At 43.4% G+C, this 15894-nt stretch carries 4 protein-coding genes and 1 pseudogene; 1 reads left to right on the top strand and 4 read right to left on the bottom strand.

What is annotated here, in order from left to right:
- Positions 1-25: 25 nt before the first annotated feature.
- The 3 genes and pseudogenes from QUA97_RS04630 to QUA97_RS04620 all read right to left on the bottom strand — a co-directional run.
- On the bottom strand, positions 26-5734 hold the full coding sequence (locus QUA97_RS04630; RefSeq protein ID WP_194069399.1) for an AAA family ATPase: 5709 nt from the start codon (positions 5732-5734) through the stop codon (positions 26-28).
- A gap of 226 nt (positions 5735-5960) precedes the next feature.
- A complete protein-coding gene (locus QUA97_RS04625) occupies positions 5961-11330 on the bottom strand; it encodes an AAA family ATPase (RefSeq protein WP_333193441.1) in 5370 nt (1789 codons plus the stop codon).
- A 522-nt stretch (positions 11331-11852) separates the two neighbouring features.
- A pseudogene (locus QUA97_RS04620) lies at positions 11853-12122 on the bottom strand (CHAT domain-containing protein); the annotation flags it as partial.
- Between the two features lie 309 nt (positions 12123-12431).
- Here QUA97_RS04620 and QUA97_RS04615 point away from each other — a divergent pair.
- Positions 12432-14180, top strand: a complete 1749-nt coding sequence (locus QUA97_RS04615; RefSeq protein ID WP_333193436.1) for a hypothetical protein — start codon at positions 12432-12434, stop codon at positions 14178-14180.
- Between the two features lie 141 nt (positions 14181-14321).
- On the opposite strand, the gene QUA97_RS04610 is transcribed toward QUA97_RS04615, so the two are convergent.
- Positions 14322-15894 (bottom strand): CHAT domain-containing protein (locus QUA97_RS04610; RefSeq protein ID WP_333193434.1); only part of this gene is annotated, 1573 nt, incomplete at its 5' end.

Here is a 15894-nt window from a genome sequence, read left to right as displayed (position 1 = left end):
GATCTCAACATCCTTATCGAGGATTTCATTCCTCAGTTGACTCTAATTTAGAGTTGCAGCGTTCCCAGTAAATTTTAGCCGTGCGATCGGCCTGATTCTGCCACCAACACTCGGAAAACAGCCGCGCTGCTTCCAATAACTTCCCTTCCAAGTAAAGCGCCCTAGCTTCTGCAAACAATTCTAGCGTAGCTAACTTGCCCGCTTTGATTTCTGGCGTGTCGGCATCAAACACCTCATAAATCGTCACCGCTTCAGATTTTCCCTTGACTTTTACCGTGTCGAGAGTGCGGATTGCATACTGAGATGGATTTTTCAGGCGCGAATAAGTTGGCTGGGTAATTAACAGCGACACCCCATAATTTTTGGTCAAACTTTCCACGCGAGAAGCTAAATTAACGGCATCGCTGATTACTGTCCCATCCATGCGATTTTGTCCTCCCACCGTTCCCAGCATCAAAGAACCCGTATTAATCCCAATCCCAATCTGAATCGGGGCACAGCCTGAATTAGCGCAGTATTGATTGTATTCAACGAGACGGTGCAGCATCGCAATTCCCGCTTTCACCGCATTATCCGCCTCACCGCTAAACAGCGCCATAATCGCATCGCCAATATATTTATCAATAAACCCCTTATTTTCATTAATCACGGGTTCCATGCGAGAAAGATAGGAATTGATAAATTTGAAATTATTCTCCGGTGTCATAGTTTCCGAAAGTGTGGTAAAATCGCGAATGTCGGAAAACAACACCGACATTTCTAACTGCACTTGGTCGCCCAATTCCACATCAATAATGCTTGATTTCTCTAAAAACTGGAGGAACTGATTGGGAACGAAGCGCTCGTAAGCTTGGTTGAGTAGAAACAGTTCAGCGGTAAATCTGATTCGCTCTGTTTCGGCTTTTTTACGCTCCGTGATATCTTGAAAGGCTACAATTGCATAAGAAATATTGTTCTTTTCATCATAGATTGGTGTACCCCAAGCCTCGATCGGAATAATCTTGTTGCCTTGGTGAATTTCCATATCATCAGCGGTTGCACTTTCGCCCCTCAACGCGCGCGCAGTGGGCAATTCTGCTGAGGGATATTCTTGCTCAGTTCCCGCTTGATAGATTTGATAAACCTCGGGTATTTGCTCGCTGGTGACGTTAGGAATAACTCCTTTACCTAATAATTGAATAGCAGCGCGATTACTATAGTAAGGTTTGCCAGAAGCATTCAGCACTGACACCCCGACCGGGATTGCTTCTAAAAATTGAGCAAGCCTGTTCTCACTTTCGCGGACTTCTGTATAAAGCTTAGAATTTTGAATCGAGATCGCCGCTTGTCCAGATAACACTTTTAATAGTTCCACTCTTTCTGGCGTAAAAGCTCCGGCTGTCAGATTGTTTTCTAGGTAAACAATACTGACGATCTGAGATTGATTAATCAGCGGCACACATAAAATTGATTTGAGCTGATTCTTTTGGATATAAGGATCGTTGGTAAATTGTCCCTTTCGGAAAGCCTCATCCAGCACCACGCTTTCTTGAGTACGTGCCACATAATTAACAATTGATTCAGAAAGTTTTTGACAATTTTTAACCGGGATTGACTGCAACACGGTAACAACTTCATCATCAATTTTCCCTTCAGCTTCAATTAACAGCTTTTCCTGGATTGAAAAAATCAGATATCCTCTTTGCGCCCCTGCACTTTCCATCAAAATTTTCATCAAGCTAGACAGTAGTTTATCCAGCAATATTTCGCCGGAAATCGCCTGAGAAGCTTTCATCACCGTGGTGATATCTAAGTTAGAACCAGAACCCGTGGTCGTCACTGATGCCGTAGTTTTAGTTGTTTTTCTTCCCGGTTGGATTGGCGCCAATAACTGCGGATATCGCGTTTCTAAATCCGTTACCTTAGCAGTGGCTCCCCATTGAACATAACAATAATATGCCTCAATCATGTAGGTTTGGGCAAGTTTTTCCTTGCTCCATTCCCAGTAGAACTTTGCGGCTAGTTCGTTAGCTAGTGCTTCTTCGTTGAGGAATTTATTTTCTTTGGCTCCAGAAATGGCGCGATCGTACATTTCAATCGCCTCAGCTTTATTGCCCAAAACTCGATGTTTTTCGGCCTCCACTAAATACCATTTATGCAGATAATTCATCGGAGCATTTTGCCCCCATTGATGTAGAGTGGTTTGATGAGTTTCCACTTGCATAAGAATTTCTGCTTGATCAATTTCTGGTTGAGTGGGAAAAAGTGCTAAGTGGGTGAGGGCGGCATAGAAATGAAAAATGGGGAAAACATACAATCCCGATACTGCCATTAAACACGGTTTGACTTGGGCAATGTGGCTGAGGGCAGCACTGCAATTCCCGAAAGTGTAAGCCAACTGTAGTTTGTAGATATAGGCAAAAGAAATCAACGATTGGTCATTATTCTGATAATGCTTAGGAATCATCACCCTTTCATCGTAGGCATTACCAATTAAGCAATCGGGTTGATTCATACTTTCCCTCAAGTTCTTTACTACCTGCTGATTCATACCCAAATAAGCCTGGACAGAATATTGCTTCATCTGACCGAAAGCAGCGGTGTAGCCAGCCTGTTCGGCTTCCCAAGTTTCTAGTTCTACTCCACCGAAAAAGTTGGCATGAAAGTAAACGAGTATGCTATAGCCACCGTATAGAAAATCGCCAGTTTCCATGCCAGCCCTATACCCCTCTTTAGTCGTTGGCATCATTGCTCTGAGAGCTTCTTGGTGATGCTGAATCCAGCTACTAAATACAGCCAGAATTAGGGACTTACATTCCGTTGCATTAAACTGATCGAGTAAATTCAGTGCCAATTTACCAAAGCGATAGCCAGTTTTGACATCTCCCAAAACAGAACACAGCACCACACCGTGAATCAAATACCCTAGTATCGATCCCGGTGCATTTCCCAACTGGAGCGATAAACTCACCATCGTAGAACTAAGTATGGGCAGTAAACTCGGCATGGTTTGATTAATGGCTGAAAATAACAGTCCTAAGAGTTGCATGGCGGCTTGAGTCTCAATATCGGTCATCACAGGCAAGTTCACCAGTTCCTCAATGCTTCTGTCTTGAAGTTTTCTCGCAAGGCTCTGTAGGGCTTGATCTATTTTGACTTGATCAGCTTCGGTAGGGAGTGCAACCCCCAATTGTTTCAGTGCTTCTCTGGCGACTGCGATCGCTTTTATCTGACCTTGGGCAGTATGGGCAATAATTAAATTTTCGTAAGTTTTAACTTTGTCTAAAATTGTCTGGGCTTTTTCCAACATCTCTGCTGCTATCTGTTCCATACCCTCAAAGTCAGCATTCAAATAAGCAACTTCAGTAGCTGTAACATAGAGATTCAGCGTCAATTCATACTGACTTTGCCAACAGTTTGCTGTTAGTAAATCAATTCCTATTTGCAAATAAACTTTTGCCGCAGCGTAGGCAGTAGAATTTCTAGCTTTCTGTCCAGCTTTTAAGTTAAGTTGTGCTAAGGCTTCCCTCTCTTTTGCTTGGGATATTAACTCCTTGCCTAGATTCAAATGCTCGACAATATCAAACAGTTTTTCTTCTCTTTCCATCTCCGAGGCATTTTGTAAAAGTAGCTGTCCAACTTTGAGATGAGTAGCTGGTTTATGGTCATCAGGAATCAATGAATAAGCCGCTTGCTGGACGCGATCGTGCAGGAACTTATAAGTTGGATTAGTAATAGACTCAATATTAAATTGATCGTCTGCTTGAAGGAAGTTATAGCCTTCTGCAATCACTAAAATCAGTCCTTCTTGCAAGGCTTTCCATAGCGCTGATGCCATTGGTTCGGGTAATTCTTCGCTAACGACTGCTAATGTCTCTAAATCAAACTGCGCCCCAATGCAAGCCGCCAATTTTAGAACATCCTGAGTTTTGGCAGGCAACTTCTGCAATTGCGCCGCCATAAACTCCACCACATCCGAGGCATGGGTAAGTCTAGCATTGGCAATATCACACTGCCAATGCCGTACATACCTGTTAAAAATAATTTGATCGTCTTCATATAATACCTTAAGAAATTGAGTAGAGAAAAAGGGATTACCTTTGGTTTTTTCATAAACCAATTCTGTCAAAGGCCCGGCCAAAGATAAATTGCAAATCAGCGTATCTGCTACCCATTGATTCAGATCCGCTAAACTCAACGGTTGCAGCGTAATCGTGTTCACCGCTGCCCCAGACTTCACAATCTCATCCACCGTCAACATAAACGGATGAACAGGTGACACCTCATTATCCCGATAAGCACCCAATACTAACAGATGCCCCCTATCCTCCATCAACAGTTGTAATAACTTCAAAGATGCCGAATCCGCCCACTGCAAATCGTCCAAAAACATCACTAAGGGATGCTCGGCTGTGGTAAATACTTGCACAAACTTTTGCATCAGCAAATTAAACCGATTTTGGGCCGCACTCCCCGACAGTTCTAGTGCAGTCGGTTGAGCGCCAACGATCCGTTCTAATTCAGGAATTACCTCGATCAAGACTTGCCCGCTATCACCTACTGCGGTGAGAATATTGGTTTTCCATGTTTGTACCTGAGCATCACTTTCTGATAATAATTGTCCCATCAATTCCCGAAATGCTTGCACAAATGCACTGAAGGGAATATTGCGCTGAAATTGATCGTATTTGCCTTTAATAAAATAGCCCCGCTGTCTGGCGATCGGCTTATGGACTTCGTTTACGACTGCGGTTTTACCAATCCCAGAGAAACCAGCAACGAGCATCATTTCGGCGCTACCTGTACTGACTCGTTCAAAGGCTGCTAATAGATTAAAAACTTCAGTTTCTCTGCCGTAAAGTTTTTCGGGAATCAGGAAACGGTCTGTAATATCTCGCGTTCCCAAAGCAAACTGCTCAATGTTACCCGTTTCTTGTAATTGAACCAGACACATTTCTAAATCATGCTTTATTCCGAAGGCTGTTTGATAGCGGTATTCGGCATTCTTCGCCATCAATTTACTGACAATTTGAGATACGATTAGGGGAATTTCTGGCTCGATTTCCGGCAGGGAAAGCGGCTGTCTGGCAATGTGGCAGTGAACCAGTTCTAAAGCGTCTTCTGTCTCAAAAGGCAGTTTTCCACTCAGCAATTCGTAGAAGGTGACACCAAGCGAGTAAAAGTCTGTGCGGTAATCGAGAGTGCGATTCATTCTCCCGGTTTGTTCTGGTGAGATGTAAGCAAGGGTTCCTTCCAAAATGCCGGGGTTTTTCAGTATCGGTGTTTCTCGCGTTAGTTGAGTGGAAATGCCAAAATCAATAATTTTTAATTGTTCCGTTTCCGGGTTATAAACAATATTCGAGGGGTTAATATCTTTATGAATGATATTTGCGCTGTGAATTTGACCTAAAGTTTCAGTAGTGGCGATCGCCAGGAGCAGAAACTCCTTGAGGCTAAACTTTCGCTGCTGCATCCAAATTTTCAAGGATTCGCCGCCAAAGTCCTCTACAAACATCACGAGGCTGTTTTGGTATTTTTGCAAGTCATAAACTCGCACAACTCCCGCCTCTTTCAACTCTTGGGTGATTCGGTATTCGGTGCGGTAGCGCACTAACTCTTGAGGTGTGGGGTAGCTTTCTTTGAGAAGTTTGAGGATAATCGGCTGGCGATCGGCTTCCCGAATGGCTCGGTAAATCAGAGAGTTGGCACTTTCATAGAGCAGTGTCTGGACGGCAACGCCTGGAATCGAGAGCATATTGATCTTTCTGCTAAAAATTAACGCTAAGTCACAACGCACCAGCTTTCTGTAAATAATAGCGCGTTAGAAACGAAAAAGTTTTGTTTTTGTCACAAATAATGTTGACTTTTTCGGGCAGCAGCCTGCGAATACTTTTTGGTAGCCCCGATTTCGATCGCCTAATTTGTATGCTGCATCAACAGTCGATCGCACTTTTGATTTGATTTTCAGGTATAGCAACCGCTTAATTTAAATTGTGTAGCCTGTCTTTGATTTTTGTGCGAGTCCCCAATGCAGACTGACAGCGTTCCCAATAAATTTTAGCCGCGCGATCGGCCTGATTCTGACGCCAACACTCGGAAAACAGCCGCGCCGCTTCAGCCACATTCCCTTCCAAGTAAATTGCCCTCGCTTCTGCAAACAATTCCAGCGTAGCTAACTTGCCCGCTTTGATTTCTGGCGTGTCGGCATCAAACACCTCATAAATCGTCACCGCTTCAGATTTTCCCTTGACTTTTACCGTGTCGAGAGTGCGGATTGCATACTGAGATGGATTTTTCAGGCGCGAATAAGTTGGCTGGGTAATTAACAGCGACACCCCATAATTTTTTGTCAAACTTTCCACGCGAGAAGCTAAATTAACGGCATCGCTGATTACTGTCCCATCCATGCGATTTTGTCCTCCCACCGTTCCCAGCATCAAAGAACCCGTATTAATTCCAATCCCAATCTGAATCGGGGCACAGCCTGAATTAGCGCAGTATTGATTGTATTCAACGAGACGGTGCAGCATAGAAATTCCCGCTTTCACCGCATTATCCGCCTCACCGCTAAACAGCGCCATAATCGCATCGCCAATATATTTATCAATAAACCCCTTATTTTCATTAATCACGGGTTCCATGCGAGAAAGATAGGAATTGATAAATTTGAAATTATTCTCCGGTGTCATAGTTTCCGAAAGTGTGGTAAAATCGCGAATATCTGAAAACAACACCGACATTTCTAACTGCACTTGGTCGCCCAATTCCACATCAATGATGCTGGATTTCTTGAGAAACTGGAGGAATTGATGGGGGACGAAGCGCTCGTAAGCTTTGTTGAGTTGAGCCAGCCTGCTTTCATTTTCGCGGACTTCTGTATAGAGTTTAGAATTTTGAATCGAGATAGCCGCTTGTCCAGATAATACTTTTAATAGTTCCACTCTTTCGGGCGTAAAAGCTCCGGCGGTCAGATTGTTTTCTAGGTAAACAATACTGACGATTTGAGATCGATCGATCAGCGGCACGCATAAAATTGATTTGGGCTGATGCTTTTGAATGTAGGGGTCGTTGGTAAATTGTCCCGATCGCACAGCATCATCTAGTACCATACTTTCTTGAGTGCGGGACACATAATTGACAATCGCAGAAGAAAGTTCTTGACAATTATCAACAGGGATTGAGTGCAGCACCGTGACTTGTTCGTCATCGATTGCCCCTTCAGCTTCAATTAACAGTTGTCCCTGGCTTGACAAAATCAGATAGCCTCTTTGCGCCCCTGCATTTTCCATCAAAATTTTCATCAAGCTAGACAGTAGTTTATCCAGCAATATTTCGCCGGAAATCGCCCCAGAAGCCTTCATCACTGCGCTGATATCTAGGTGATTCCCCGAACCAGTCGTTGTCATTGCTACGGTAGTTTGAGTGTTTTTTCTTCCCGATTGAGTTACAATGAATAATTGGGGATATCGCGTTTCTAAATCTATTACCTTAGCAGTTGCTCCCCATTCAACATAACAATAGTACGCCTCAAATATGTAGGCTTGAGCAATTTTTGTTTTGCCCCATTCGCCGTAGAATTTTGCTGCGAGTTCGTTTGCCAGGGCTTCGTCATTAACATATTTGTTTTCTTGGGCTCCAGAAATTGCGCGATCGTACATTTCAATCGCCTCGGCCTTATTGCCCAACACCCGTTGCCGTTCTGCTTCAACTAAGTGCCATTTATGCAGATAATTCATCGGAGCATTTTTCGCCCACTGTTGCAGCGTGCTTTGATGGGTTTCCACTAAGCCAAGAATTTCAGTTTGCTTCGTTTCTGGCTGTGCGGAAAAAAGTGCCAGGTGCGTCAGGGCAGCATAAAAATGAAAAATTGGCACAAAAGTCGATCCAGATACTCCCATCAAATACTGTTGGACTTGGGTAATATGGTCTAGGGCCGCCGTGTAATTGCCATAGCAGTAAGCAAGCAGCAGTTTGTAGATACAGGCACAGGCGATCGCCGTAAATTCATTATCCTGATAGTGCTTGGGAATCATCACCGTTTCATCATAGGCAGATCCTATTAACAAATCCTGCCGAGTATGGGTTTCCCTCAAGTTTTGCACCGTCTGCTGAATCATATCCAAATAAACCCGCGCAGAATATTGTTTCAACTGCGCCATTACCGCCCTGAAACTTGCTATTTCTGCTTCCCAAGTATCTAGTTCTACACCAGCGAATAAATAAGTATAAAAACAAATATATATGTTGTAGCCAGCGTCTACAAAATCGCCCGTTTCCATACCCAACCTATAGCCCTCTTTCAGCGTCGGTATCGTTGCCAAAAGAGATTCTTGGCGGTGCTGAATCCAACCGCCAAACAAAAGCAGAACTGTGGACTTGAATTCGGGTACATTCAACCTATCCAGCAATGAGAGTGCCAATTGCCCAAAAACATAACCCGTTTTTACCTCTCCCAAAAAGGCACATAACACCATCCCGTGCATCGCATAACCCACTGTCGATGCGGGCGCATTCCCAAAAGAGAGCGATAAACTCACCATCGTGGAGCTCAGCAGGGGCAGCAAACCGGGCATTCCCTGGAAAATGGGTGGAAACAACATACCAGACAGTTGCATAGCTGCCTGAGTCTCTGGATTTGTCATCACAGGTAAGTCAACCAATTCCTCAATTTTTCTGCCGCTTAGTTGCCCCGCAAGGGCTTGCAGCGCTTTGCCAATCTTGACTTCATCAGGTTCGGCAGGGAGTTCAATCCCCAATTGTAAGAGTGCCTCTCTTGCTACTGCGATCGTTTCTAAAACCTTACTCTGGGCTGTCTTAGCGGCAATTTTAATTTCGTAAATTTTAACTCGATCTAAAATTGTTTGGGCTTCTTGCAAAACCACTGCTACCCTCTGTTCCATACCATCAAAGTCACCATTCAAATAGGCAATTTCAGCAGCAGCAACATAAAGATTTAGCACCAATTCATATTGAGTTTGCCAGCATTCAGGTGTCAGTAGCTCAATTCCCGTTTGTAGATAGATATTTGCCGCAGCGTAGGCGGTAGAATTTCTGGCCTTGCGTCCAGCTTCTAAGTTGAGTTGGGCTAAGGCTGAGCGTTCACTTAATCGATTGATTAACTCAATTCCTTGATTTAAATGCCCCACAATATCAAAGATTTTTTCTTCTATTTCTATCTCGGAAGAACTTTGTAGCAGCAACCGGCCAATTTTCAGATGAGTGGCTTGTTTTTGGTCGTCGGGAATCAATGAATAAGCCGCTTGCTGGACGCGATCGTGCAGGAACTTATAAGTGGGATTAGCAACAGACTGATTTGGGGATTGAGCATCTGCTTGAATGAAGTTATAGCCTTCTGAAATCACTAAAATGAGTCCTTCTTGCAAGGCTTTCCACAGCGCTAATTCCGTTTGTTCTGGTAATTCTTCGCTGACTATTGCCAATGTCTCTAAATCAAACTGCGCCCCAATGCAGGCGGCAAGTTTGAGAACATCCTGAGTTTCGGCAGGCAACTTCTGCAATTGCGCCGCCATAAACTCCACCACATCCGAGGCGTCGGCAAATTTAACTTGATTAATATCGCACTGCCACCCCCCTTGACTGCCCCCCTTACTAAGAGAGGATTGAGGGGGGTTAAAAATAATTTGACCATCTTCATGCAACGCCTTGAGGAATTGAGTCGAGAAAAAGGGATTACCTTGGGTTTTTTGATAAACCAATTCTGTCAAAGGTTGAGCTAAAGATAAATCGCAAATCAGTGTATCTGCTACCAACTGATTGAGATCTGCTAAACGCAATTGTTGCAGCGTAATCGTATTCACCGTGGCCCCAGACTTCACAATCTCATCCACCGCCAACATAAACGGATGAGCAGGTGATACCTCATTATCCCGATAAGCACCCAATACCAAGAGATGTCCCGTATCCTCCATCAATAGTTGTAGCAATTTCAGTGATGCCGAATCCGCCCACTGCAAATCGTCCAGAAACATCACTAAGGGATGTTCAGCAGTAGTAAATACTTGCACAAATTTCTGCATCAGCAGATTGAAGCGATTTTGGGCGGCACTCCCCGACAATTTTAGTGCAGGATTTTGAGCGCCAATGATGCGTTCTAATTCAGGAATTACGTCAATCAAGACTTGCCCGCTCTCGCCTACTGCTGTGAGGATCAGGGTTTTCCATCTGTCTAACTGAGCGTCACTTTCTGATAATAATTGTCCCATCAATTCCCGAAATGCTTGCACAAATGCACTGAACGGGATATTGCGCTGGAACTGGTCGTATTTGCCTTTGATGAAATAACCGCGCTGTCGGGCGATCGGCTTGTGGACTTCGTTCACGACTGCGGTTTTACCAATTCCAGAGGAGCCAGCGACTAGCATCATTTCGGCAGTAGCATTACCAACTCTTTCAAAGGCGGCTAATAGCTCGAAAACTTCTGTTTCTCTGCCGTATAATTTTTCGGGAATCAGGAAATTATCTGTAATATCATGCGTTCCCAAGTCAAATTCTTCTATGCTATCGTTTTCTTGTAATGTAACCTGACATATTTCTAAATCGTGCTTGAGACCCACTGCTGTTTGATAGCGGTTTTCGGCATTCTTCGCCATCAATTTACTGACTATTTGGGAGATAATTAGGGGAATTTCTGGCTCGATTTCGTGCGGGGGAATTGGCTGTCTGGCAATGTGGCAGTGAACCAACTCTAAAGCATCTTCTGTCTCGAAAGGCAGTTTTCCACTCAGCAATTCGTAGAAGGTGACACCGAGGGAGTAAAAGTCCGTGCGGTAATCGATAGAGCGATTCATCCTGCCTGTTTGTTCCGGCGAGATGTAAGCGAGGGTGCCTTCTAAAATGCTGGGGTTTTTCAGGGTTGGCATTTCTCGCGTTAGCTGAGTGGAAATACCAAAGTCGATAATTTTGAGCTGCCCCGTTTCCGGGTTATAAACAATATTTGAGGGGTTAATATCTTTGTGGATGATGTTGGCCCTGTGAATTTGCCCTAAAGTTTCAGTAGTGGCGATCGCCAGGAGCAGAAACTCCTTGAGGCTAAACTTTCGCCGCAGCATCCATATTTTCAAGGATTCCCCGCCAAAGTCCTCCACAAAAATCACGAGGCTGTTTTGGTATTTTTGCAAATCATAGACTCGCACGACTCCCGCCTCTTTCAGCTCTCGGGTAATGCGATATTCAGTGCGGTAGCGCAGCAATTCTTGAGGTGTGGGGTAGCTCTCTTTGAGAAGTTTGAGGATGAGCGGTTGGCGATCGGCTTCCCGAATGGCCCGGTAAACCAGAGAGTTAGCACTTTCATAGAGCAGTGTCTGGACGGCAACGCCTGGAATCGAGAGCATATTGATTTTTCTGCTAAAAATTAACGCTAAGTCACAACGCACCAGCTTTCTGTAAATAATAGCGCGTTAGAAACGAAAAAAATAGGGTTTTTTAACTCCTGTTTAGTTTTTCGGCATCTCTTGGCTTTCAATCGCTCGTTTCTGTCGGCTTTACCAACCACTTCGCTGCTAACCGAACCGCAAATTCAAGTAATGCCACGCGCTGCGGGGAAAATACAAAATGGAAAAACAGACTGCCAATCATTAAAATCCTCGGAAAATTGCCGTGCTAAGTAATATCAAATCCTCTATTCATCGGAATAGTAAATTCGATTTCACTGTTGACGGTTGACAGTGAACAGTCAACAGTCAACAGTCAACCGTCAACAGTCAACAGTAAGCAGTAAACAGTAAGCAGTAAGCAGTAAACAGTGAACAGTCAACAGTCAACAGTAAACAGTAAACAGTAAACAGTAAACAGTAAACATAATTCCGGTTTAACCGGAAATGATCTAATAGAAGAACAGGAATATTAATATCTTTTCACCACGGACTTCCAATCATCACAAAAGCCGACCAATAATAAGGATGCGACAACTTCAAATCAGCAAACCCCTGCAAAGATTGCGGCAACTCCACCCCCTCGCCCCGACTCGAACCCCGCAACTTCCCGCCCTCCAAACGCACATTACCCCGCAACATCGCAATTTGCGCTTCTCGCAGCGCCGCAGCCTTAATTGGCGCAGTCTTCAAATGCTGGTAAAACTCATTCATCAATCCCAAAGTACCCTCATCCGAAACATACCACAAACTCCCCTGCGGATTATCGCACTACTACCTTGAGTGTAAGAATTGATGAAAGATTGTCCCTGAGCAATAGTACCATCCGCATTGCTGGCGAACATACCTACCAGCCAAAATTTCAAGAACTATTAAGAAACATCACATTTATTACCAATTTTGAGACAGGTGACTTATAGTTCAATACAATTGACTTAATATTTTTTGATGAACTTCATCTTACGATTTTATAGGCAATAGAGGCATTTTTTGCAATTCAGATTATTCTTCAGTCAACCGTATTGACTTATACTTTATAGTTTCCCTAACTAAAACTGTAATATGAATTTAACAAATTCTCGTTATCGGCAATTAGCGCCATATTTAATATTTATATTTATTGTCACTGTCTTTTTTGCGATCGCCTCATTATTTCCTTACCGAATAGAGTACGATCCCATTCCTCAAATTAAAGGAATTTCCCAGTGGTTGAGCGGAGGATCTAGTTTAATCAACTCAGTTGTCACCGTAAATCCCAAAGATATATCCCAAGATATACAAACCTGGATAGTCTGGCACGCTCCCGGCGTTACCTTCACATTTTTACCTTTAATCGCCCTCGGATTGCCTTTAGGAATTGCAGTCAGAACAACGGCATACTTTTTGTTTCTTTCAGGCGGCTTGGGGTGGATAAAGGTAATAGATACTCTCACCTCTGACCAAAAAATCAAAATAATTATAGCTGTCCTGTTATCTATCTATTATATAGAAATTGGCTCATTATTGGTTTTTACAGCAGGAGATGTGATTCCGTGGGCAGTCATGCCTTGGGTATTACTCTACGCAATGTATCTGTGTTCAATTTTATCATCAGGCAATAAATTTGACAGCCGCCTTCTAATTCATGCAGCTCTACTAGGTCTACTTTTAGGGGGAATTTACTGGTTAAAATACTCTGCTTTTTTAGTTTCTCTAGGAATTCTCGCATATCTAGCTGTATTTTTATGGTTTTTCAGCAAACAATATACCTTGAAAAACCGTTTTATCCTGTTAACAGTTTGTACGGGATTCAGCTTGTTACCCGTAATTGGTCTGAGTGCTATTCACCATTCACTTTCTGGAGTCCATAGTGCTGTAGAGCAATTTCAATCTGCTATTCCTGTGGCATCGCCTTCTACAAGAGGAATGCGTTTTTTGTTTAGTTTAATAGCAGCTCCTGGTTTGGGTCTATTCAATTCAGAAATTTTTACTCAAGGCAGGCTGTTGACCTGTACAAGCACAATTTTTAAACAGTTATTTGCTTTAGATATTTCAGGAAAAACAGAAACCTTTAAAATATTTGTAGGTCTAGCAGGAACCTTAGCAGCTTTTTGGTTTGTTGCAGACTGCGCTCGAAAAAATATATACAATAAAAAACTTATTATTCTTTGGGGCTGCCTTTCCACGATTCCTTTTATATTCATTGCATATATATCTTATAAAACTGGAATTAATCTATTAATGGCAGGCATCGGTCGTTATAGCAATCCTTTCTTTATACTTAATGTCTTTTTTGTTATTTCTTCCTACCTTTACTGGATTTCAAATCGGGAAAAATCTATCCTATCAAAAATTGTCTTGTCTATTTTATTGGTATTCTTTGTCTTGCTGCCCCCGCTCAATTATATAGGTGATTGGGCTGAGGCTATAATGTTGCGGAAAAATTACGTAACAACAGAGAATTTTATCTATGTCGATATCTTGTCAAAAACGAATGTTAAATCGGTAGTTAGTCAAATAAATTCTGCTGTTAAATCACCTAAAGATGTTGTAGTCTTAACTAAAGATACCGATGAATTGCGTTTTGGTTCGTGGCTGGAAATGAGACACAGAATCCTCACACTTCCAATAGTTGACAGTGAAGAAGCTCAGATGAAAATTACAACAGCACAAGATTTGAGAGTCATACTTGTTGTATCTAAGGCTTTGGAGCAAAATAAAAATCAACTGGCGCTAATCAAGCAGAGATTTGCCCAATCAACTGGATGGACTCGGCTGCCAGAAAATCCAGATGCTGAGGTTTCTATTTGGTTTTCTGATTTGAAGGCTTGACAATATATAGCCTTTCTCAGATAAATGAGGTATGTGTGCTAATGGGTAATGGGTAATGAATAATTGGCAGGGCACCAGCTTTTAAGCCGCAAGCTTTGCGGTTATTGTCAATTACCTTTTGCTTTCATTACCGATTACCAATCACCACGGACTTCCAATCATCACAAAAGCCGACCAATAATAAGGATGTGACAACTTCAAATCAGCAAACCCCTGCAAAGATTGCGGCAACTCCACCCCCTCGCCCCGACTCGAACCCCGCAACTTCCCGCCCTCCAAACGCACATTACCCCGCAACATCGCAATTTGCGCTTCTCGCAGCGCCGCAGCCTTAATTGGCGCAGTCTTCAAATGCTGGTAAAACTCATTCATCAATCCCAAAGTACCCTCATCCGAAACATACCACAAACTCCCCAAAGCCGTTTGCACCCCCGCTTGCAGCGCCAAACCGCCAAAACCCAACTCCGCACTTTCATCACCCACAGCAGTCCGACAAGCACTTAAAACTAACAAATTCACCGGCGGATTATTCAATCTCAAATTCTGCAACTCATTCAATCTTAGCCGACTGTTCCACAACTGAATAAAAGAATTACTCGGAGCCCCCGGACGAAATTCGCCGTGAGTAGCTAAGTGAATAATTCCAAAAGGCCGGCTTTGATGCTGTTGTTTCAAATTCTCTAAAGTGAAACCCTCATTCAGAAAACTTGCTCCCGGCCACTCTCGCGAAATAGCAGCTATTTCTGCAGGCACTGCGGGTAAAGGATTCAACTCGGAAAATTCCGACGCGCCCATGGCTAGAACTTGAGAATTTCTGAGATCCACGTAGCGACTATCTGTTAAATTAATACTCGGCATCAAACTGAGACTGTATTTTTCCACCAAAAATTGCTTTCCGTCGTGCAAAGCAGCAAAGGGCATACCTCTCAAACCCCGATCGACAACAAAGGAAATAGTATCCGTTTCGCACTTTTGCAAATCCTCCTCCAAAGGCGCAACCATCCACTTATAAAGCTTTTGGGCTGATGGTAGATAACTCGTAGTAGTCCGCGCCCCAGGCTTAGTAATCTCACCCCTGAATTCAGTTACAACTTTCAGCAATTCTTCCCGGTTTGCTTGCGACACGGTTTTGTGAACCACTGCACCGCAAGAAGTTACTAACATTAAATCTAATTTGTCTGCTCGCGAAAACAGATAAATTAAGCTGGGTTTCGTGCCCGTTTCTGCACCCGCAGATGCTAACTTTTTCTTGATTTCGTCTGGGGATAGCAACTCGTCGCTGCTAACGTTGATACCGAAATATTCCCGGAATTCTTGGCTGAAAGATTTTTCCAGCAGAGGTAAAGCTGCCGATATTTGACCGACATCCAAATTTCTGCCGATTTCACTGCGAAATGCTGACTGAATAACTGAATCTCTGATATTTGAATTGATAACATTTCTCAGTCCTCTCAGAGATTGGATTCTTTCCGGCGGTATCCTTTCTCCGGGTTTTCCTATAACTCGCGATATTCTGTTTTGATTCCGTTGCTGTTGGGGGTTAAAAGGTTGGTTGGGTTCGGGAAAAACCGATCGCGCTCGATCGGGAAATCTATCCCTGAGTGATGGCGGCGGCTGATTGGTTCCCGGTGGAGTTATTCCCGGTGGAGTTATTCCCGGTGGAGTTATTCCCGGTGGAGTTATTCCCGGTGGAGTTATTCCCGGTGGAGTTATT

The sequence above is a fragment of the Microcoleus sp. CZ3-B2 genome (assembly GCF_036705055.1).
GTDB lineage: Bacteria > Cyanobacteriota > Cyanobacteriia > Cyanobacteriales > Microcoleaceae > Microcoleus.
Note: the sequence above shows the minus strand (reverse complement) of the source record. Positions and strands in the feature narration are given on the sequence as shown.